Annotated in this window: 16 protein-coding genes; 4 read left to right on the top strand and 12 right to left on the bottom strand. The window is 55.9% G+C overall.

The window, feature by feature from the left end; all coding sequences use genetic code 11:
- Window positions 1-75: 75 nt before the first annotated feature.
- Window positions 76-3,663 (bottom strand): YhdP family protein, encoded by a 3,588-nt coding sequence (locus ACFPDR_RS06790; RefSeq protein ID WP_376910928.1) that lies wholly within the window; start codon window positions 3,661-3,663, stop codon window positions 76-78.
- A gap of 118 nt (window positions 3,664-3,781) precedes the next feature.
- Between ACFPDR_RS06790 and glnE the strand changes: the two genes are divergently transcribed.
- Complete coding sequence (glnE, locus tag ACFPDR_RS06785; protein ID WP_376910927.1) at window positions 3,782-6,538, top strand: bifunctional [glutamate--ammonia ligase]-adenylyl-L-tyrosine phosphorylase/[glutamate--ammonia-ligase] adenylyltransferase; 2,757 nt, start codon at window positions 3,782-3,784, stop codon at window positions 6,536-6,538.
- A 102-nt stretch (window positions 6,539-6,640) separates the two neighbouring features.
- Entirely contained in the window at window positions 6,641-7,339 is a 699-nt protein-coding gene (locus ACFPDR_RS06780; RefSeq protein WP_060185267.1) for an epoxyqueuosine reductase QueH, read from the top strand.
- A gap of 321 nt (window positions 7,340-7,660) precedes the next feature.
- Here the strand turns inward: ACFPDR_RS06780 and clpB are convergent, their stop codons facing one another.
- Complete coding sequence (gene clpB, locus ACFPDR_RS06775) at window positions 7,661-10,252, bottom strand: ATP-dependent chaperone ClpB (RefSeq protein ID WP_009455937.1); 2,592 nt, start codon at window positions 10,250-10,252, stop codon at window positions 7,661-7,663.
- Window positions 10,253-10,576: 324 nt separating this feature from the next.
- Between clpB and ACFPDR_RS06770 the strand changes: the two genes are divergently transcribed.
- A complete protein-coding gene (locus ACFPDR_RS06770) occupies window positions 10,577-11,305 on the top strand; it encodes a helix-turn-helix domain-containing protein (RefSeq protein WP_009455938.1) in 729 nt (242 codons plus the stop codon).
- A 161-nt stretch (window positions 11,306-11,466) separates the two neighbouring features.
- Here ACFPDR_RS06770 and ACFPDR_RS06765 read toward each other — a convergent pair whose 3' ends face one another.
- From ACFPDR_RS06765 to aceA, 10 genes are all read right to left on the bottom strand, one after another.
- Window positions 11,467-11,721, bottom strand: a complete 255-nt coding sequence (locus ACFPDR_RS06765; protein WP_022983138.1) for a hypothetical protein — start codon at window positions 11,719-11,721, stop codon at window positions 11,467-11,469.
- Between the two features lie 66 nt (window positions 11,722-11,787).
- Window positions 11,788-11,991 (bottom strand): FixH family protein, encoded by a 204-nt coding sequence (locus ACFPDR_RS06760; protein WP_009455940.1) that lies wholly within the window; start codon window positions 11,989-11,991, stop codon window positions 11,788-11,790.
- Between the two features lie 18 nt (window positions 11,992-12,009).
- Window positions 12,010-13,509 carry a cytochrome c oxidase accessory protein CcoG gene (gene ccoG / locus ACFPDR_RS06755; RefSeq protein WP_088450330.1) on the bottom strand — a complete coding sequence of 500 codons (1,500 nt, stop codon included), beginning with the start codon at window positions 13,507-13,509 and terminating at the stop codon, window positions 12,010-12,012.
- A 37-nt stretch (window positions 13,510-13,546) separates the two neighbouring features.
- Window positions 13,547-14,464 (bottom strand): cytochrome-c oxidase, cbb3-type subunit III, encoded by a 918-nt coding sequence (gene ccoP / locus ACFPDR_RS06750; protein WP_035272722.1) that lies wholly within the window; start codon window positions 14,462-14,464, stop codon window positions 13,547-13,549.
- Window positions 14,461-14,634 (bottom strand): cbb3-type cytochrome oxidase subunit 3, encoded by a 174-nt coding sequence (locus ACFPDR_RS06745; RefSeq protein WP_035272721.1) that lies wholly within the window; start codon window positions 14,632-14,634, stop codon window positions 14,461-14,463. The genes ccoP and ACFPDR_RS06745 overlap by 4 nt, the downstream gene beginning before the upstream one ends.
- Window positions 14,635-15,294 (bottom strand): cytochrome-c oxidase, cbb3-type subunit II, encoded by a 660-nt coding sequence (gene ccoO, locus ACFPDR_RS06740; RefSeq protein ID WP_060185270.1) that lies wholly within the window; start codon window positions 15,292-15,294, stop codon window positions 14,635-14,637.
- 10 nt (window positions 15,295-15,304) lie between these two features.
- On the bottom strand, window positions 15,305-16,792 hold the full coding sequence (ccoN, locus tag ACFPDR_RS06735; protein WP_021446465.1) for a cytochrome-c oxidase, cbb3-type subunit I: 1,488 nt from the start codon (window positions 16,790-16,792) through the stop codon (window positions 15,305-15,307).
- 186 nt (window positions 16,793-16,978) lie between these two features.
- Window positions 16,979-17,164 (bottom strand): cbb3-type cytochrome oxidase assembly protein CcoS, encoded by a 186-nt coding sequence (gene ccoS / locus ACFPDR_RS06730; RefSeq protein WP_009455947.1) that lies wholly within the window; start codon window positions 17,162-17,164, stop codon window positions 16,979-16,981.
- A 1-nt stretch (window position 17,165) separates the two neighbouring features.
- Window positions 17,166-18,134 (bottom strand): hypothetical protein, encoded by a 969-nt coding sequence (locus ACFPDR_RS06725; protein WP_051359093.1) that lies wholly within the window; start codon window positions 18,132-18,134, stop codon window positions 17,166-17,168.
- A 584-nt stretch (window positions 18,135-18,718) separates the two neighbouring features.
- Complete coding sequence (aceA, locus tag ACFPDR_RS06720; RefSeq protein WP_009455950.1) at window positions 18,719-20,026, bottom strand: isocitrate lyase; 1,308 nt, start codon at window positions 20,024-20,026, stop codon at window positions 18,719-18,721.
- A 308-nt stretch (window positions 20,027-20,334) separates the two neighbouring features.
- On the opposite strand from aceA, the gene queF reads away from it, so the two are divergent.
- Window positions 20,335-21,162: an NADPH-dependent 7-cyano-7-deazaguanine reductase QueF gene (gene queF / locus ACFPDR_RS06715; protein WP_203145671.1), complete on the top strand. Its 828-nt coding sequence runs from the start codon at window positions 20,335-20,337 to the stop codon at window positions 21,160-21,162.
- The last annotated feature ends 123 nt before the right edge of the window (window positions 21,163-21,285 follow it).

Here is a 21,285-nt window from a genome sequence, read left to right as displayed (position 1 = left end):
GGGGTAAAACACGGAAAAGCCTGGCTGCAACCCTGACGACAAGCGACGCGAATCGTTTGGGTGAGGCGCTTGCCATCAAGGCTCGATCCGACGCTGTTTCTCTTGTTTCGCGCTACCAACCGCAGGGACTTCCAACTCTTTGAGCTGGGGATCATCCATCTTGCCTGTTACCGCATACGTGACAGACAGGTGACTGCTCATCGGAATCTGCATCAGCCACTGTGTCAGCAAGGCCCCAACTCCCACCATCGGGTTGACAGTAAAGTACGCTGCAATCGCCGCACCGCTCATATCCAGATTCGGGTCTACCACCGCAATCAAATCCAGCGTCTCATCCCGGATATCAATCCAGCCTTTCAGGCTGATCGCCCCTGCCGGCCCCTTGATCTGATAATTATCCAGCTCCAGCTTGCCCTGCGACAGATTCATGCGCCCGGTCAGGCTATCGAACGCAAAGCCTTGTTTCACCGCCCCAAACAAATCCAGATCCAGACGGCTCAAGCGCGAGATGGACTGCAAGCTAAGCAGCTCCAGCAATTTGGCCGAGCGCGACTTCAGGCTGATAAAGCGCCCTTTGCGCAAATCCACATTGAACTGGCCACGGATGTTGCGCTTGTCAAAAGACCAGGGGAAGTCGCTCCAGAACAAGGCCGCCTGTACCGTGCCGTCACCATCCTTGATGGACTCGGTCAGCAAGCCACTGACATCCACAAACTGTCCCAAATTGCTTACCTGGCTGTTTGCCACCAACTCCAGGCCACGCTGCGGCCCACTCAATGCCAAAGAGCCGTAACCATTCAGCTGCATACCCTGGGCATTCAGAGAAATGTTTTCCAACGTCCACTTTTGTCCCTTTCCAGCGGGCTTGCCCTTGGCTTCCAGCTTGCCAAAGCGAACACCCTGAATCTGCAAATCATCCACCTTGAACGAGATCGCGGGCAAACGCAGGTCGTCATTCATGGGCAAGTCGGCGTCGGGCCAAGCCCAATCAGGCCTGCCACTGTCAATGTACAGATGGGAGAAGTTGGCATTGAACATGCCGGTGTAGCGGCCATCTTGATGCTGCGCCTGCAAACGCCCTTCGGCCTGCTTGGCCTTCATGCTTAGAAACAGTCTGCCAGCGGCATCTTCCGTGCTTTCCATTTCCAGCTGGTCCAGCAGTTGCCCTCTGAAAAACGCCTGATCCGCTTTCAGACGCACCCGCTCCAGCAAAGGCAGCAAGGGGCGGGCCGAAGGAGGTAAGGGACTGCCATCCAGATTCTGGCCAAACTCCCCCACCACCCTTTCCCAGGCATCCAGGTCCATACGGTCATAGCGACTATGTAATTCAAAACCGCGTTGGGGCCAATTCACCAATCCCGGTGTTCCCATGCTGCCACTTTGAAAGTAGCTGCCATCACGGGAACCTTGAGCATGCAGCAGGTTCAGCAAAAAGCTCTGTCTGTCCTCCAGGCTGATTTGCAAACGGTCCATCTTGGCGGCGGAATCGCTACTCCAATCCGCCTTCAGTTTGGCCGCACGCTCGGCAGGCTTGTGGAAAGGTTCAGGCAAATTCAGTGCCAAACCTGTCAGGTTCGACTCGGCCCCAAAAGAAAAAGCGCCCTTGGCGTCCAGCTTCATCAACACGCTATAAGGTGTCTGACCCTGCAAACGCTGCAAGCCCTTCAACTCCAGGTATTGCTCCAGGCCTTTGGCCGTCAGCACACCATTCAGGCGTAAACCGGGTTTGCCGGGCTCCAGCACACCACTGATCTGGGTATCACCGCCCAGCATCTTGCCCGTCAAGGTTTGGGCACTGACGCCTTTTTCACTAAAGGCCAGCTCGCCTTTCAATGCTGTAAACGAAGGGGCTTCAGGCATGTACTGAAACTCGCCATTGTTCATCTGGATTTGGCCCTGTACCTGGGCATCATCAGCATTATCCAAAGGAATCTGCAACTTGACCGGTACGGTCCAATCCCCTTTGACACGACTGTCGGCCAGCAAGCCATCCAGCAAGGCATTCAAGGGGGATTGATGCACCAGGGCCAGATAACTGGTCGCCGGTGCCTGGGACAGACCTTCCAGCTTCAGAAAGCTGTTTTGCTCCAAGGAGGTAATGTGGGTCTGAATATCGCGCAGCACGATATCCTGCTGCTTGGCAATCGGCATGCGCGCCTGCTGAGCCACAATATCCAGATTGTCGTTATGCATGCGTATGCTGCCCTGCACGCCTTCCAGACGCGGCCAGGCCAACCGCTTGGGACGGGCGGGCTGATAATCCACAATTCCCTGATCCAAAGCCCCCGCCACTTCAAAGCTGCCATCCTCCGGACTCAAGCCATACGGGAAGGTATCCAGGCCGCCTTGCAGACGGATTGTCCCGTCTCGTACCGCCCCCTGCACCAGTCCGGCCTGCATCCATTCACGCGCCAGAGGATTGACCGTCAAAGGCAGGTAATTCACCAAAGCCGCCAGATTCAGGTGCTTGAACTGCCCCTGCCAGTCAGCCACACCGGCCTCGAACGTGGCATCCTCGCGCCAGCTACCTGTCAACTGTGCATCCAGATCAGGATTACGCAAAGCCAGATTCATTTTGCTGACGCTCAGTCTGGCCTGCTCATCCCGGTGGACGGTGCCTTGAGCATTGAGCTGATCCACAGCCAAATACTGAGCAAACAAATCCGGCACACGCAGACCAAAACTGTTCATCGACAAGGCCCACTGCACATCGCCACTTTGCTTGCCTTGGGCCAGCGCCTGCATATCATTCAGCCCCCCCGCCAGTTCCAGATTGGCTTGCTGCAGTTGCAGGCGATCATCGCTATCGGTGAGCACCGCCACATCACGCAACTGGGCGGCCATCTGCATCTGTACGGTCTGGGCCGCTTTAGGCTGAGTGGCTTGAGCGCGCACATCGACCCAGCCCTTGTCCAGGGCCACAGGCACATCCAGCCACGGGCGCAGCGCAGGAGCATCCACCCCTTTAGTCTGAACCGTCAGTTCCCAGGGCAGGTCCATCACATCCACATTCTCGGGCAGACGACGCTTGCCCTGCACACGCAAGGCCAAAGCCAGGGACTCGCCCAAATTGGCGGGCAAGGCGGTAGCCAGACTGACCTCGTGCCAGCCCTGCCTGTAGCCGATCTGCAATTCAATCGAAGGCAGACTCAAGACAGGCGCGCCACGCAGATCATCCTGCCATTGCAAGGACGTACCTTGAATGCGAATGCCGCGCTGCTCCAGCAACCAGCGAACCGGTCCTTGCCAGGCTTCGGGTTCGGACGGGGCACTCTCATCATTCAGATCCAGCACCTGACCCATCACCAGAATCGGACCCTGGGGGTCGCGCCGCACCGGGATTGTCAAACCTTGCACATCCAGCTGGCGCAATTGCAGCGAGCCGCTGAACAAGGACTTCCAGCTGATATCGGCTTGCAGTTTGGGCAGCTGCAACATGGGCTTCTGCCCAGGTTCTGCCAGCGACAGGTTTGTCACGGAAAGATGGGGATTCCAGCCCTGCCAGTCGCCTTTTAATTCTTGGATCTGGACTTGCAGGCCGGTTTGCTCACTGATTTTCTGCACCAGATAGGGACGCAGATTGTCCAGCTGGGGCACGAGCAAGTAACGTAGCCCGACAAGGCCTAGCATCAGCGCAAAATAGAGCACTAGCGCCAGTCGCACAAGCCCTCGAACTACCATGCAATCAATTCCCGAGTATAGTTAGATGCGGTCATTTCCGGCCTAGTCAGACAAGTCGTTTCACTTGTCGTTCCCCCTTATCCGAAAAGCCTCTTATCGTATGAGCCAGTCCATTATATTGAAGCCCGTGATGCAATGGTCCGGCCCCTTGCGTCGAAAAGTAAACGCTCAGCCGCAATTTGGAGCGTGGCTGGAAGAGCAAGCCCAACACCCTGTCACCCCCGCATTGATTACGCAATGGTATAGGACTTTGCTGCCCGAGCCCGATAATGATCGTCTGGCACAAGTGCGCCAGGCCTTGCGCCAACTGCGCGAACGGGTCTTTCTGGTGCTGATGATCCGCGATATCAATGGCTTGGCGCCACTGGAAGAAGTCATGCAGGCCATGAGCAGCCTGGCTGATCTGGCCGTGGCGCAAGCCTATGAGACCGTGACCCGGCAACTGGCTGACGTACACGGTATTCCTAGAAACTCGGAAACCGGCCTGCCCCAAGAGATGATTATTTTGGGTATGGGCAAGCTGGGCGGGGGGGAATTAAACGTTTCCTCGGACATTGACCTGATCATGCTCTACGACGAGGACGGCGAAACCGAGGGTCGCCGCCCCCTGAGCTATCACGAGTTTTACGGCAAAGTGACCCAGCGCATGATGCCCGTGCTGTCTGATACTGACGCCTTCGGCCAGGTGTTTCGCACCGACTTGCGCCTGCGCCCGGACGGTGATTCGGGACCGCTGGCCTGGAGCATGCAGGCCCTGGAAAACTATCTGGTCAATCAAGGCCGGGAGTGGGAACGCTATGCCTGGATCAAGGCGCGCCCCATCAAGGCCCAGGCCTTTGAAGGCAGCCGTAGCGCCGGCGATATACATCACTTCGAAGCGCTGCGTACCCCTTTTGTGTATCGCAAGTATTTTGACTTTGATGCCCTGTCCGCCCTGCGCGGCCTGCGCGAGCGCATCCGTCAGGACTGGACACGCCGCGCCCTGAACCGCAATGGCGTGGAGACCTGGCACAACATCAAGCTGGGGGATGGCGGGATTCGAGAAATTGAGTTTGTGGTCCAGCTCAATCAACTGATACGCGGTGGACGGCAACCTTCCCTGCAAACCACCAGCCTGCACAAGGCTCTGCGCGGTCAATGCGCGGCCGGTCTGCTGGACCAGGAGGTCTGCGACAAGCTGCTGGCCGCCTATACTTTCTTGCGACGTGTCGAACACCGCTTGCAGTACCGCGAAGACGAACAAACCCATTTGCTGCCCCAGGACGAGGAACTGCGCACCGAGCTGGCCGCCACCTTGGGCCTGAGCCTGCCCGACTTCGATGAACAGTTAGGCCAGCACAGAAAGTTTGTGTCGCATACCTTCCGCAATGCCTTCCGTCTCGCTGGTATGGGGGAAGAAGCCAGTACCGAGCCTCCTGTAGCGGCAGCCCCCACCCTCGAAGTCAACAGCGCCGAGCAAGATCAGGCTTTGCAGGAACGCATCGAACAATTACGTCAGGCCCTTTTGAACAGCCATCGCCTGCGCAGCCTGCCCAATGCCAGCCTGGATCGCGTACAACGCTTGATCCCCTTGGCTGAGGACTACGCCTACCGCTCCGAAAACCCGGAAATGACAGCGACACGGCTCTTTAACCTGATCGAGCTGATCGCCCAACGCAGTGCTTATCTGGCTTTGCTGGCTGAATACCCCGATACGCTGGCCCGCGTCGCCCGTATTGTCTCGGCCAGCCCTTGGGCCGCCCAGTATCTGGCTCAGTACCCACTCCTGCTGGACAGCCTGATCGAATGGCATTCGCTAATGGAAATTCCGGACTTTGCGGCCCTGTCCGAGCAAATGTGCCGCGACCTGGACGCCTGCCGTCTGCCCGATGGCCAGGCCGATGTCGAACAGCAAATGAACATGATGCGCGACTGGCAGCACCAGATCACCTTCCAATTACTGGCTCAGGACCTGGAAGGCGTGCTGACGGTGGAAGCCTTGGCCGACCAGCTCTCGGCCCTGGCCGACATGATGCTGGCCGAGACGCTGGAGCGTACCTGGCCTCTGACGCGCCCCCGCAGTCTGGGCCCTGAACACGACACCCCGCCCCGCTTTGCCGTCATCGCCTACGGCAAGCTGGGCGGCAAGGAAATTGGCTACGCCTCGGACCTGGATCTGGTGTTTCTCTATGACGACCCCAGCCAGGATAATGTGGAGCGCTACATCAAACTGGCTCGCCGCATGACCAGCTGGTTGTCGGCCATGACCTCCTCCGGTCGTCTCTACGATATTGACCTGCGTTTGCGCCCGGATGGCGATGCCGGTTTGCTGGCCGTCAGTGTGGATGCCTTCGAGCAGTATCAAACCCGTAGCGCTTGGTCCTGGGAGCATCAAGCCATTACCCGTGCCCGTTTTGTGACCGGGGATGCCCAGATCAAGGAACGCTTCGATGAAATCCGCCGCTCCATCTTGTTGATGGAACGCGACCGTCGCAAACTGCGCGCAGACATTCTGGACATGCGTGACAAGATCAGTGCCGGGCACCCCAACCGCAGCGAGCTGTTTGATTTGAAGCACGACCGTGGCGGCATGGTGGATGTGGAGTTCATCACCCAATATCTGGTGCTGTGCCATAGCCGCGAGCATCCCAAGCTGCTGGAAAACCTGGGCAATATCGCCTTGCTGGGCATTGCCGCGCAAGCGGGCCTGATCGCGGTCGACCATGCTCAGGAGGTGGCCGATGCCTACCGTGCCCTGCGCCGTCGTCAGCACGCATTACGTCTGGAAGGGGCGGAAAAAGCCCGTGTCCCGCAGACCGAACTGACTCAGGAACGGCAAGCCGTGACGCGACTATGGGACGAGGTCCTGGGGTACTAAGGCAACAGATTGATTTCACTAAACTTTGCCAAGAATCTACAATAGTCGCATTGATTTATTGTGCGACCGACTCGGGACGCCTTTTTTCTCGGATTCAGATTCATGTCCACTCAGCTCAATCGTCCAGTTTTAACCATGCCGGAAAAGCGCGAGAAATTGCTGCTGCACTCCTGCTGTGCCCCCTGTTCGGGCGAGGTGATGGAGGCCTTGCACGCCTCGGGGATTGAATACACCGTTTTCTTCTACAACCCCAATATCCATCCGGTGCGCGAATATGAACTGCGCAAGCAGGAAAACATCCGCTTTGCCGAACAGCACGGTATCGAATTTATTGATGCCGACTACGACGTGGATAACTGGTTTGAACGCGTACGCGGTCTGGAACACGCCCCCGAGCGCGGCGAGCGTTGTACGGTCTGCTTTGACATGCGCTTTGAGCGCACAGCCCTCTACGCCCATGAAAATGGCTACGACATCATCTCCAGCGTCCTGGGTATCTCGCGCTGGAAAGACATGAACCAGATCAACGACTGTGGCGAACGCGCCGCAGCCCGTTATCCGGAGATGAAATACTGGACCTACAACTGGCGCAAAGGTGGCGGCTCGCAACGCATGCTGGAGATCAGCAAGCGCGAGAACTTCTATCAGCAGGAATATTGCGGCTGCGTGTACTCGCTGCGCGACACCAACCGCCACCGCCGCTCGCAAGGCCGCCCTCGTGTCGAGATCGGTGTGAAGTTCTACGGCAAGGATGAACTGGAACTGACTCCGCCCCCAGCACCGGCGCACGAGAACGCCTAAGCGAGGCCTGAACGGTCGTCCTTACGGTCTCAGTACACCTGACTAAGACGGTCTCTGCTTGAAAGCTACCCTTTATACAAACACTGCATGGCTGAGCCACACCAAGATTCTGAATAGCTTCGTCTTTGCTAAAACCCAAGTGGGTGGCACAGATCACAGGTAAAGCAACCCAAGCTTGAAACAATCCGTCGAGCCAAAGAAAAAGCGCCTTGGTTGCCCAAGGCGCTTTTTTTACTGCCGTTTCAACTAAGGCTTACTGCATGTGCTGGTCCGCTCTACTGCTCAACGCTCACCAGCACAGCAGTAATCAGAGCCTGCTCATTACTGGATACTGCGAGTGAACGTAAACTCGCCGTCCTTCCAGTCCACAGGCACCACATCCTTAGGACCAAAGCGACCTTCCAGAATCAGACGTGCCACCGGGTTCTCAATGTGCTGCTGGATAGCACGTTTCAATGGACGTGCACCAAACACAGGATCAAACCCGGCCTTGGCCAACTGAGCCAAAGCAGCCTCGCTGACTTCCAGATGCATGTCACGTTGAGCCAGACGCTGATCCAGACGCTCAAGCTGGATACGAGCAATGGACTCGATGTGTTCTGCTTCCAGACCGTGGAATACCACTACTTCGTCGATACGGTTCAGGAACTCGGGGCGGAAATGCTGTTTCACTTCTTCCCACACCACTTCCTTGATCACATCGTAAGGCTCGCCCGACAAACGCTGAATATGCTGCGAACCCAGGTTCGAGGTCATGATGATCACCGTATTGCGGAAGTCCACCGTACGGCCCTGACCATCGGTCAAACGGCCATCGTCCAGCACCTGCAAGAGCACGTTAAAGACGTCGGGGTGTGCTTTCTCGACCTCATCCAGCAAAATCACCGAATAAGGTTTGCGACGCACGGCCTCGGTCAGGTAACCGCCCTCTTCATAGCCCACGTAGCCGGGAGGCGCCCCGATCAAACGAGCCACCGAGTGTTTCTCCATGAATTCGCTCATGTCGATACGAATCATGTGATCCTCGGAATCAAAGAGGAAGTTGGCCAATGCCTTGGTCAGTTCGGTCTTACCCACACCGGTTGGCCCCAGGAACAGGAAGGAACCATAAGGGCGGGACGGATCAGACAGACCGGCGCGCGAGCGACGGATGGCATCCGACACCAAACGTACGGCTTCACCTTGGCCGACCACACGCTTGTGCAAGTAGTCTTCCATCTGCAAGAGCTTTTCACGCTCGCCCTGCATCATCTTGGACACAGGAATACCGGTTGCACGCGAAACCACTTCCGCGATTTCCTCGGCACCAACCTGTGTACGCAACAAGCGAGGCTTGTCCTGATCCGCCTTGTCCATATTGGCTTCAGCCGCTTTCAGGCGCTCTTCCAGTTCGGGCAGCTTGCCGTATTGCAGCTCGGCCAACTTGTCGAACTGGCCCTTGCGTTGCAGCTCGGCCATTTCGGCGCGAACCTTCTCGATTTCCTCTTTAACAACTTGCGAGCCCTGAACTGCCGCTTTTTCGGCTTTCCAGATCTCTTCATAGTCGTTGTACTCACGCTGCAGCTTCTCCATCTCGTCATTGATGGCCTGCAAACGGCGCTGAGAGGCCTCGTCCGTGTCCTTGATGACCGCTTCACGCTCGATCTTCAGCTGAATGATGCGGCGATCCAGCTTGTCCATGACCTCGGGCTTGGAGTCGATCTCCATACGGATACGGGCCGCGGCCTCGTCGATCAGGTCAATGGCCTTATCGGGCAGGAAACGGTCCGTAATGTAGCGCTGCGACAGCTCGGCCGCAGCCACAATGGCCGGGTCGGTAATCGCCACACCGTGGTGCAGCTCGTAGCGCTCCTGCAAACCACGCAGAATCGCAATGGTGGACTCCATGTCCGGTTCGTTAACCAGCACTTTCTGGAAACGACGCTCCAGAGCCGCGTCTTTCTCGATGTACTGGCGGTACTCGTTCAGCGTAGTAGCACCGATACAGTGCAGCTCGCCGCGCGACAAGGCGGGTTTGAGCATATTGCCGGCATCCATGGCACCTTCGGCCTTACCAGCGCCCACCATGGTGTGCAACTCGTCAATAAAGACAATGGTTTTGCCATCGTCCTTGGACAGCTCTTTCAAGACGGCTTTCAGACGCTCTTCAAATTCGCCACGGTACTTGGCACCCGCCAGCAAGGCAGCCAGGTCCAGCACCAGAACACGCTTGCCCTTCAGGGTTTCGGGCACTTCGTTGTTCACGATACGCTGCGCCAAGCCTTCCACAATGGCGGTCTTACCCACACCAGGCTCACCAATCAACACGGGGTTGTTCTTGGTGCGACGCTGCAGAATCTGGATAGTGCGACGAATTTCGTCGTCACGGCCAATCACCGGGTCCAGCTTGCCCAGACGAGCACGCTCGGTCAGGTCAGTGGTGTACTTGTCCAGCGCCTCACGGTTGCTATCACCTTCGGCATCATTCACATTGGCACCACCGCGTACGGCCTCGATGGCCGCTTCCAAGGCACGGCGCTGCAAGCCGGCATCGCGCAGGGCACGACCGGTTTCGCCTTTGTCGTCCGCCAGGGCCAGCAGGAACAACTCGCTGGCGATATAGGTATCACCGCGCTGGGCAGCTTCCTTGTCGGTTTTCGCCAAAGCGGCTTGCAGAGCCGAGCTGAGCTGCTGCTGACCTTCCGCCCCTTGTACCTTGGGCAGATTGGAGATCAGGCGGTTAAGCTCATTTTCCAGACGGGGAATGGCGACGCCCGCACGAGCCAGCAAGCTGCCAGTGCCGGAATCGGCATCGGCCAGCAAGGCGACCAGTACGTGGGCGGGTTCCAGATAGGGGTTGTCTTCGCGAACAGCCAGGCTCTGCGCATCGGCTAGAGCCTGTTGAAACTTCGTTGTCAATTTATCGATTCGCATAGAATTTTCACTTGAGAAAATATGCGATAAGCTAAAGCAAACAGTTACTAAATACTGCTCGCCCAGATCTCGCAACAAATAACAGGATGAATTGAAGATAAGGACAAAAACCAAGTATTCAAGTGTTTGGATCGCTTTTAAACAACAACCTGGCAAGAGCAGTCTGACCGCGCTGTACCCGGCATGGGCAGCCGCTTCCCGCATGGCGCGGCCCTTAAGAACTAAACATATTAAGGATTAGCGGGAATACCAACCAATAAAAAGCTACAATTACACTTGATTTGACTCAAAGATTTAGCGTTTCGCCATCTGACATTATTCCTTATGCAAAAACGTATCTCGGTTACCGCTGACTCCATACGCTGCTCCAGCTGTATGCTCAATGAGGTATGTCTACCTCTTGGGATGCCTAAGCATGAAATGGAGCGGTTGGACGAATTAGTCAAGGAGCGCATCCGCATCCCCAAGGGCGGCGTGCTGTTTCGACTGGCCGACTCAGTCGAGGGAATCTATGGTCTGCGCTCTGGTTCTATCAAGATGCAGCTGGAAGATTCCACCGGCCACATCCAGATTACGGGCTTTTTATTACCAGGAGAAATCCTTGGCATGGATAGCCTGGTTGAAAACCGCCATGTCTCCCATGCCATCGCCCTGGAAGACAGCGAGGTCTGTGTGATCCGCCTTGATGATCTGGACCGCCTGTCGGCCCAACTGCCTATCTTGCAACAACAATTCCGTCGCTTGATGAGCAAGGAAATCAACCGCGCCCATCAACTGATGATGACCTTGGCCGGACTGCGTTCCGAGCAGCGCCTGGCCGCCTTCTTGCTGAACCTGTCCCAGCGCCTGTCGCTGCTTGGCTACTCCCCTTACGAATTCATTCTGCGCATGAGCCGCGAAGAAATCGGCAACTTCCTGGGCCTGACACTGGAAACGGTCAGCCGCCTGTTCTCGCGTTTTGCGCGCGAAGGTCTGCTGAAAATCTCCCAGCGTGAAGTCCACTTGCTGGATCTGGCCGCCCTGCGCACGCTGGCAGGCACGGAGTGCGATTAAAGCCACTGGCTGGCTACTTGCTTTACCTGGTATTGCCTAGGGCTTACGCAAGGCTCTGAACGTCTCTAGGGCCTGCTGCATCACTCCCCAGCACCAAGCGCGCACAAAAAAAAGCACATGCAGTTTGCATGTGCTTTTTTGTCTTTTGGCGCTTGTCGAAATCAGTCCAGACTATCTGCCGGTTCAGCCAGTACCGCTGGCGAACCAGAGGACATATACAGGCTAAGCGTACAAGCCACCGCAGCGGCCACCCAGAACAGAAAAAACGCCACCGTATAAAAGGTCAGTCGATCTACTTGCATATGTCCAAGCACAACGATGTCCAACGGGTCTACCAAAGCAAACACGATTGCACTCAGTACCCCAGCGACCAGGAATGAAGGCCACAGTATCCACATCAACGATCGGATGGTCATTCGTACCCCCTTCTTGAACGGAAACATACTTCTCTCAACCCTAGCGTAACGGTGTATCAACTACTTTTAGCGCTGCTCGCGGGCAGGCTCGCCTTTGGTGACGACCAGACCTTGCTTGACGCCGCCGTCCGTCACTCCCTGATTACTGAAGTTCTGGAACGCCAGCACAATGGTAATGACGCAGCCCACGATAGCCAGAGCCGGGCCGGCCATCAACAACCAGGGCCACGGTTCACGCCACCAGGGCCCACTGTCCTTTGATTCGTCCATTTTTTGCTCTTTATAAAGTTACTGAGGAATATAAAAACTACTGCGTTCATTCACGTAGGTTTTGCGGCCCCCCTCATGCTCGCCGATTGCCTGGATTGAAATATCATACAGGCCTGGCTTGGCACTACTAATTGGGACTTGCACCACGACAGGCAACAATCTATTGCCTGCAGGGGCCACATGAATGTGATCCTGGCCGTTCTCGGTCAAGTGAATGCGTGCGCCTTCCAGACCTGTTACGGACAACTGCAACTCCATCGCCTCTTCCGAGGTATTGATGACTTGCAGACGGAACACGTTTTCGATCATGCCGCCGGGCACTTCACGGCCCAGAGCACCACGGTCACGAATCACGTCCACACGCATCGGGGTACGGGTTGCCAAGGTGTAGACGAAGGCACCGCAAATGACGGCCAGAATCAGGATGTAAGACAGCACGCGCGGGCGCAGCATGCGACGTCGCACCTGCGATTGCGTCATGCGCTCTTTAATGGCGCGCTCCGAGGTGTAGCGGATCAGGCCCTTCTCATAGCCCATCTTGTCCATGACCTGGTCACAGACGTCCACACAGGCGCCACAGCCAATACACATGTATTGCAGGCCATCACGAATATCAATACCGGTCGGACAGACCTGAACACAGAGGCTGCAGTCCACACAGTCGCCCATACCGGCTTCTTTGTGGTCAATCTTGCGAGATCGACCACCGCGGGTTTCACCACGCACAAAATCGTAGGTCACCACAAAGGTATCGCTGTCCACCATGGCACTTTGGAAACGTGCGTAGGGGCACATGTACTTACAGACGGCTTCGCGCATGAAACCTGCGTTACCCCAGGTGGCAAAGGCGTAGAACAAGAGCCAGAACCACTGCCAAGGGCCCAGAGACAGGGCGATCAGCTCGCCACCCAGTTCACGGATAGGAGCGAAATAGCCGATAAAGGTAAAGCCGGTCCACAAAGCAATCACGATCCACAGGAAGTGCTTGGTTGCTTTGAGACGTAGTTTGCGGGCGTTCCAGGCTTGCTCATCCAAGCGGATACGCGCCAGACGGTCCCCTTCCACCTTGCGCTCGACCCACATGAAGATCTCGGTGTAGACCGTCTGCGGACAGGCATAGCCACAGAACAAACGTCCGGCCATGGCGGTGAAAAGGAATAAGGAGAAGGCAGATATCAGGAGCAGCACCGTCAGGTAAATAACGTCCTGGGGCCACAAAATCATGCCAAAGATGTAGAACTTGCGTTCCAGCAGGTCAAACAGCACGGCCTGACGGCCATGCCATTCCAACCAGGGCAGACCATAGAAAATGATCTGCGTGAAATACACCATCCAGATCCGCCAGCGGGCGAATACGCCCTTGACGGATCGTGGATAGATTTTGCTGCGTACATCGACCAGCGCCTTCTCGACTTGCGGAGAGGTTCCACCCGCTCCCTTGGTGTTACGTGGAGGTTGCCACTTGGGCACAGTTCCCTGCGCGTTATCAGCGCTGGGTTGGGAAGAATCACTACTCATTGCAAGTCCTGAAGGCGTCAGATCAATTTAAAACACATTAGTTAGCCTGGGCAGGCTCGGCATTGTTCGACAAGCCCCAGACCCAACCCGCCAGCAAACGAATCTGCTCAGGAGTCAAAGTGGCTTTCTGAGCCGGCATCTGGTTGGTACGACCCTGCAAGACGGTCTGAACGATGGTGGCTTCGGAGCTGCCATACAACCAGTAATCGTCCGTCAGATCAGGAGCGCCCAACAAGGTGTTGCCCTTGGCATCCGCACCGTGACAGGCAAAACATGCGCTGTCATAAACACGCTTACCAGCCACCAGACGCAGAGGATCTGCAGCCAGACCGGACAAGGAACGCACATACTGAGCCACGTCGGAGGCTTGAGCGGGGGTGAATTGCGCTTGTGGCGGCATCATCCCGGTACGACCTTCGGTAATGGTGTGCAGAATCTGCTCGGGCTCGCCACCCCACAACCAGGCTTTATTGGCCAGGTTAGGGAAGCTGGGAGCACCTTGTGCATCAGAACCGTGACATTGGGCGCAGTTATTCAGGAACAGGCGCTGACCAATTTCGCGGGCCTCCTGATCGCGAGCGATCTCTTCAATAGGCATTTCGCGGTAACGGGCGTACACAGGCTCCAGGCGAGCATTGATCTCGGCCTGTTGCTGCTTGACCTGCTGGCCGGAGCTAAAGCCCAACGTGCCCTTGAAACTGCCCAGGCCGGGGTACAGCACCAGGTAACCCAAGGCAAACACACACAAACCGATGTACATCACGGTCCACCAGCGAGGCACCGGCGTGTTCAGCTCGGTCAGGTCACCATCCCAGACGTGGCCGGTTTCTTCCACATCGACCGTCTTGCCCAGAAATGCACGCTGAGTAAACAACAGCCACAAACAAAATATGATGCCTAACAAGGCGATGCCGGAAATCCAGAGGCTCCAGCCATTGTTAAAAAAGTCACTCATTCGGAACCCCCAGGGTTTTTATCGTTGATTCCCTCGTCGGGCAAGGCGAAAGGCAGAAGCGCTGCTTCTTCGTTGGCCTGGCGGCGTCCCCGAGAGAACGCCCACCAGCAAATGCCAAGGAAGGTAGCCATCGCCAAAGCGGTCACAACAGCGTTGATGATGGCTAGCATTTAGTGGCTCCCCTGCTCCACAGCCTTGGCGGCTGCGTCGCGACTGGCTACGCCCAGGCCCTGCAAGTAAGCAACCACTGCATCTTCTTCGGTCTTGCCTACCAGCTCCTGAGGAGCAGCATCAATTTGTTCCTGCGTGTACGGCACGCCCAGGGTACGCAGCACCTTCATGCGATCCTGCACGTTTTCACCTTCCACCGAGTTCTTCTGCAGCCATGGGTAGGCGGGCATATTGGACTCTTTGACCACGTTACGTGGGTTACGCAAGTGAATGCGGTGCCATTCGTCGCTGTAACGCTGACCTACGCGGGCCAAATCAGGACCGGTACGCTTGGAGCCCCACAGGAAGGGGTGGTCGTACACGGACTCACCGGCCAGCGAGTAAGGACCGTAGCGCTGCACTTCGGACTGCAGCATACGGATCTGCTGGGAGTGACAGCCCACACACCCTTCACGGATGTAGATGTCACGACCAATCAGTCGCAAAGGTTCGTATGGCTGGATGCCTTCGGTAGGCTGCGTGGTCGAGTGTTGAAAGAACAAGGGCACAATCTGAACCAGACCTGCGAACGAGATCACCAAGATGCTCAGGATGATCAACAACCCGGTATTTTTCTCGATCGTGGCGTGTGAAAAGCGCTTTTTAGTGTCATTAGCCATGATTTACTCCTTAGGCCAGCACAGGGGTTGGACCCACCAGGGCTGGATCGCGGGCGTCTGGGTTCTTGAGGGGCACAACAGGGTTGATGCCTTTCTCGCCTGCACGGATGGTCAGGAACACGTTCCAGGACATCAGCAAGATACCGGCCACAAAGAAGGCGCCGCCCAAAGCACGGATTGCGTAGAAGGGGTAAGTAGCTTTCACGACTTCCACAAAGCTGTACGTCAAGGTGCCATCAACACCGGTAGCACGCCACATCAGACCTTGCATCACACCGGCAATCCACATCGCGGCGATATACAGCACCACGCCCAGGGTAGCCAGCCAGAAGTGCAGGTCGATCAGACGGGGACGAGCCATTTCAGTACGGCCGTACAGACGTGGGATCAGGTAGTACAGGGAACCGAAGGTAATCATGGCAACCCAGCCCAACGCGCCGGAGTGCACGTGACCAATAGTCCAATCGGTGTAGTGCGACAGCGCGTTCACCGTACGGATGGCCATCATGGAACCTTCAAAGGTAGACATACCGTAGAAGGACAGAGCCACAACCATGAACTTCAGGATCGCGTCAGTACGCAGCTTGTGCCAGGCACCCGACAAAGTCATGATGCCGTTGATCATGCCGCCCCAGGAGGGAGCCAGCAGAATCAGGGAGAAAGTCATGCCCAAGGACTGAGTCCAGTCTGGCAAGGAGGTGTACAGCAAGTGGTGAGGACCCGCCCACATGTACGTAAAGCCCAGAGCCCAGAAGTGAACGATGGACAAACGGTAGGAGTAGATGGGGCGGTTGGCCTGTTTGGGGATGAAGTAGTACATCATGCCCAGGAAGGACGTGGTCAGGAAAAAGCCCACGGCGTTATGGCCGTACCACCACTGCACCATGGCGTCCTGCACACCGGCGTAGGCCGAGTAGGACTTCATGAAGCTGACTGGCAGTTCCAGGTTATTGAAAATGTGCAGTACAGCGATGGTAACGATGTAGGAGCCAAAGAACCAGTTGGCCACATAAATGTGACGCACACGGCGCTTGACGATCGTGCCAAAGAACACAATGGCGTAAGCCACCCAGACCAGCGTGATCAGGATGTCAATCGGCCATTCCAGTTCGGCGTACTCTTTGGAGCTGGTGTAACCCATAGGCAGGGTAATGACCGCGGCCACCAGCACGGCTTGCCAGCCCCAGAAGGTAAAGGCTGCCAGCTTGTCGCAGAACAAACGGGCCTGACAGGTACGCTGCACGACATAGTAGGATGTCGCGAACAAGCCGGTGCCACCAAAGGCAAAAATCACAGCGTTCGTATGCAGTGGACGCAGACGTCCAAAACTAAGCCACGGTGTGTCGAAATTGAGTTCTGGCCAAATCAACTGCAAGGCAATAAAAAGGCCTATTGCCATGCCGATGACGCCCCAAAATACGGTCATGATGGCGAACTGCCTCACAATCCCGTAATTGAAGACTTCGGCGTTATTTCCGACTGCATCGGAAGTGCCCATTTGCTTCCCCTAAACAAACATTGTTAATACAAGCGACAACAAGCTACATCATCCAGCAAGTCGGTAATCTGCTACTTGATGCTTATCAAAAAACTTCGGAAAGCACGCGCTCGCGCGTGTTTCCGCCCCGCAGACTGTGTGTCGCCGACCATTTGCAGGGCTAAAAAACAAAAAAATTGGAAGGTATCAGGAATCGGGTGGACGCTCTGCTCCCGACAAACCCGCTGTGGAGTCGTCGTCCAGCAAGATGGAATCAGCCGCATTGCCCGTATCTTCGAACTGGCCAGCAAAAATGGCCCACCAGAAAGAGACACCGATAACAATGACCAGAAAAATGGAGATGGGGATCAGGACCAGCAAAGAGCCAAACATATCAGCCCTGCCTTGCTGCTGGACCGGTCCACTGAGCCGGCACCTCGCGGGTGCGGCTGCGATAGATGCGCCAGGAGTTGGCCGCCACGGCCAAAGAGGACACCAGCATGCTGACGGCGGCCAGCCAGGGGGCCACAATGCCCAAGGCCGCCAATGGAGTCATGAGCAAGTGCCAGACAATCGAACCGTACAGGTTTTGACGGGCGATGCGGCCGGTTTGCTGGGTCAGTTGTACAACTTCAAATTCATTCCTGGCAGGTCGGGCCAGCAAGCCGGCATGCGCCGAAGCGACGGCTGAAGGAACCGACATGGACATGGCACAGGGACAGCTCATGACCAGCATGGCAACCACAACAGGAACGACATGCGAAGGGTCCATCCAGTACCAGACCAGACCAAAGGCGGCGGCCAATACCAGCTGAATGCTGACAAACCAGAATGCCAGAGTATTGGCATGACCTGTCACGGACTGGCGAAAGCGTTCGATCAGGTCATGGGATGCGGACTGCGTCACCGACTGGCGGGCGCAAAGCTCCAGATAACGGGCAGTCAGCAAAAAGGCCACGAACATCGTGACCGAGTCGTAGTACACCTCGCCCTGCTGGATCCAGGTGTTGTACACACTAGGCAGGAAGGCACCCACAATACCCAAGGCCACCGGCACATCCATGCCTACACGACCTTCGGACAAGCTTTTGACAGCCCCTTTCAGGATGGGCCAGGCACAGTACAGCACGACAGGCATGGTCAAGCACAGGCCCGCCCAATTCATGAGCACAATGACTTGCGAGAGAGATTCAATGTCTTCAGCGCGAGTGCTGAAAGAGCGCATATAGCCGGGGAAAGCAAACATCATCACCTGCATGGCAGCCAGCCAGGACAGGCCCAAACGGGCTAATGTGTGTCGCCGACGTGACCGCTGCTCATCGGTGAGGGGCTTTGGAAGAGAAAAAATCGAATATGCGCGCATGGAAGGACTATAAGCCACTGATATTTCTTCATTCTTGATTTAAATCAATACGACTTTGCTTCGATCCTATATCGTTGTCCTTATGCATCTTGTTCAGGCCGTTACCCCCCCAACGCGGCGCTAACTGTTCAATGCTTTCAAGGCTGCTTATTGGCAGCCTTTTTTTTATTCCATCCGCAACACAGTGCAAGGATTTCACACTGCTTATGCGTCCCTTGCGCGGCCAAAGTCTACCACGCCTTTTCCCTATGAGAATGCCTTGATTATCAAGACTTTTCATGACGAAATAATGTAGCGCTGTGAATGCAAATCAATCCACGCAAACGTGCACCTTGAATTGAAGAACAGGCAGGTCTGACCATCCGCTTTGCAAGCCTTTTCGGGCTTGTTTCCGCTCCCTCTTTCCATACCTTCAAAGTCTGTTCAAAACAGCTGCCACCAAATATCAAGCCTTCAAATTTGATATTTGAAATATGTAGTTTTTAAGCAAAAAAGTGTGCCAATAAAAAAGCAGCCCACCGACTGGAGCGTACGGTGGGCTGCCTGCAACCAGAGAAGGGGCTATCTACCCTTCCCTGTCCTGCTTATGCCTCGGAGGGCGCAAACTGCTCGGCTTCTGTGGAGCCGGCCAGTGCGGTCGTCGAGGACTTACCGGCTTCAACTGTCTGAGTGACAGCATCAAAGTAGCCTGTACCCACTTCGCGCTGGTGTTTCACAGCGGTAAAGCCCAGGGGTGCAGCGGCGAACTCTTTTTCCTGCAGTTGAACGAAGGCGCTCATCTGGTTGCGGGCGTAGCCGTGGGCCAGCTCGAACATGCCGTAGTTCAGTGCGTGGAAACCAGCCAGAGTGATGAACTGGAACTTGTAGCCCATGGCACCCAGCTCGCGCTGGAACTTGGCAATCGTGGCGTCGTCCAGGTTCTTCTTCCAGTTGAACGATGGCGAGCAGTTGTAGGACAGCAGCTTGCCAGGGAACTGACGGTGGATGGCTTCCGCAAAGCGGCGGGCGTACTCCAGATCCGGTGTGGAGGTTTCGCACCAGACCAGGTCGGCGTAAGGAGCGTAGGCCAGACCACGGGCAATGGCTTGATCCAGACCGGCACGGGTGCGGTAGAAGCCTTCCACCGTACGCTCATCCAGAATGAAGGGGCGATCGTACTCGTCCACATCGCTGGTGATCAGGTCCGCTGCATCCGCATCCGTGCGGGCAACCAGAATGGTGGGAACGTCCAAAACGTCAGCAGCCAGACGAGCAGCCACCAGCTTGGAGATAGCCTCACGAGTTGGCACCAGCACTTTGCCACCCAAGTGACCACACTTCTTGGCCGAAGCCAGCTGGTCCTCGAAGTGAACGCCAGCAGCGCCAGCCACAATCATGGCCTTCATCAGTTCAAATGCGTTCAGCACGCCACCGAAACCGGCTTCCGCGTCGGCCACGATAGGAGCGAAGTAATCCACGTAGCCTTCGTCACCCGGGTTCACCCCTTCCATCCACTGGATCTGATCACAGCGGGCCAGGGAGTTGTTGATGCGACGCACCACGGATGGCACCGAATTGACGGGGTACAGCGACTGGTCAGGGTACATTTCGCCAGCGCTGTTAGCGTCGCCAGCCACTTGCCAACCCGACAGGTAAATCGCTTTCAAACCGGCCTTGACCTGTTGCATGGCCTGGTTACCCGTCAGGGCGCCCAGTGCGTTCACAAAGGGTTCCTGATTGATGGACTGCCACAGACGCTCAGCACCACGGCGAGCCAGAGTGTGCTCCTCGACCAGAGAACCACGCAAACGAATCACTTCCTCAGCGGTGTAACCACGCTTGATACCTTGCCAGCGTGGGTCTTCTGCCCAGCGTTTTTGCAAATTGCGGATCTCAGTTTCTCGAGCATTCATGGTGAACTCCTAAGATGGATTTAACAGTGAACAAGATGACTACAGTCTACCCAAATGCTGCACCGCACCCATGTTTTCTATCTTATATAAGAGTAAATATTTTTCTTTTAAAAATCATATAGATATATAATTAATTTCGAGATATGAAATGACTTACCTGTTTGTGAAATAAAAAACTGTGCGGCGCGCAAGCCGTTTTTTGCATACTGAGACAAGGATTTCACAATGTGGGATAATCGCCTTTATACCGCCCGGTGAGCGCCTGCTCGCTGCACCGGTTTTCCGTTTTATTGCTGCAGCACCCGTCAATGAGCAACAACTCCCCTCTTAAAGACTCGCCTCTTGGGCACGATGTGGTTTATCCCACACAGTACGACCCCAGTGTCCTGTTTGGTATTGAGCGCTCCCTGAACCGCCAGGCGCTTCAGGTTCCCGAGCAATGGTATGGCGCCGATATCTGGAACGGTTACGAGATCTCCTGGCTCAATCCCAAAGGCAAACCTGTCGTCGCCCTGGCGCGCTTTGTTATTCCCTGGAATAGCCCACGCATCATCGAGTCCAAATCCTTCAAGCTTTATCTGAACTCGTTTAATGATGAAGTGGTGGAAGATATGGCCAGCCTTGTACAGCGCATGGAGCAAGACTTGAGCGCGGTTGCCGGTGCCGCTGTCAATGTGACGCTGATTCCGCTCAAGGCCTTGAACGGTCAGCCTATCAGCCAGTTGGAAGGCCACTGCATTGATGAGCTGGACATCAGCATTCAAGACTACACCCCACAAAGCGACTTGCTGCAATGCTTGCCAGACGCCCCCATCGTGACCGAGTCTCTGGTCTCTGATTTGCTCAAGTCCAATTGCCCCGTTACCGGTCAACCCGACTGGGGCAGTGTGCAAGTACGCTATACCGGCCCACAGATTGATCCCGCTTCCTTGCTGCGCTATATCGTCTCACTGCGCCGTCACACCGAGTTCCATGAACATTGCGTGGAACGTCTCTACAGCGATATTCAGCAAAGCTGCAAGCCTGAGCGTTTGCTGGTGTATGCGCGCTACACCCGCCGTGGGGGCCTGGATATCAACCCCTGGCGCAGCAGCCATGCTGATAGCGTGGAAGAACCACGCCTGGCGCGTCAGTAGTCTCTATATAGCTATATAGAAAAGCGTGAACCGGAAAAGCCAATATGCTTTTCCAGGTTCGCGACTACAAGAGACCAGCTTTAAGGCAAGGCAAGAAAAAACCCCAAAACCTTGATAGGTTTT

It is taken from the genome of Alcaligenes sp. GCM10023179 (assembly GCF_042653705.1).
Classification (GTDB): domain Bacteria; phylum Pseudomonadota; class Gammaproteobacteria; order Burkholderiales; family Burkholderiaceae_B; genus Alcaligenes; species Alcaligenes phenolicus.
The sequence above is the reverse complement of the archived record's forward strand: the minus strand, read 5'-3'. Positions and strand labels throughout refer to the sequence as shown.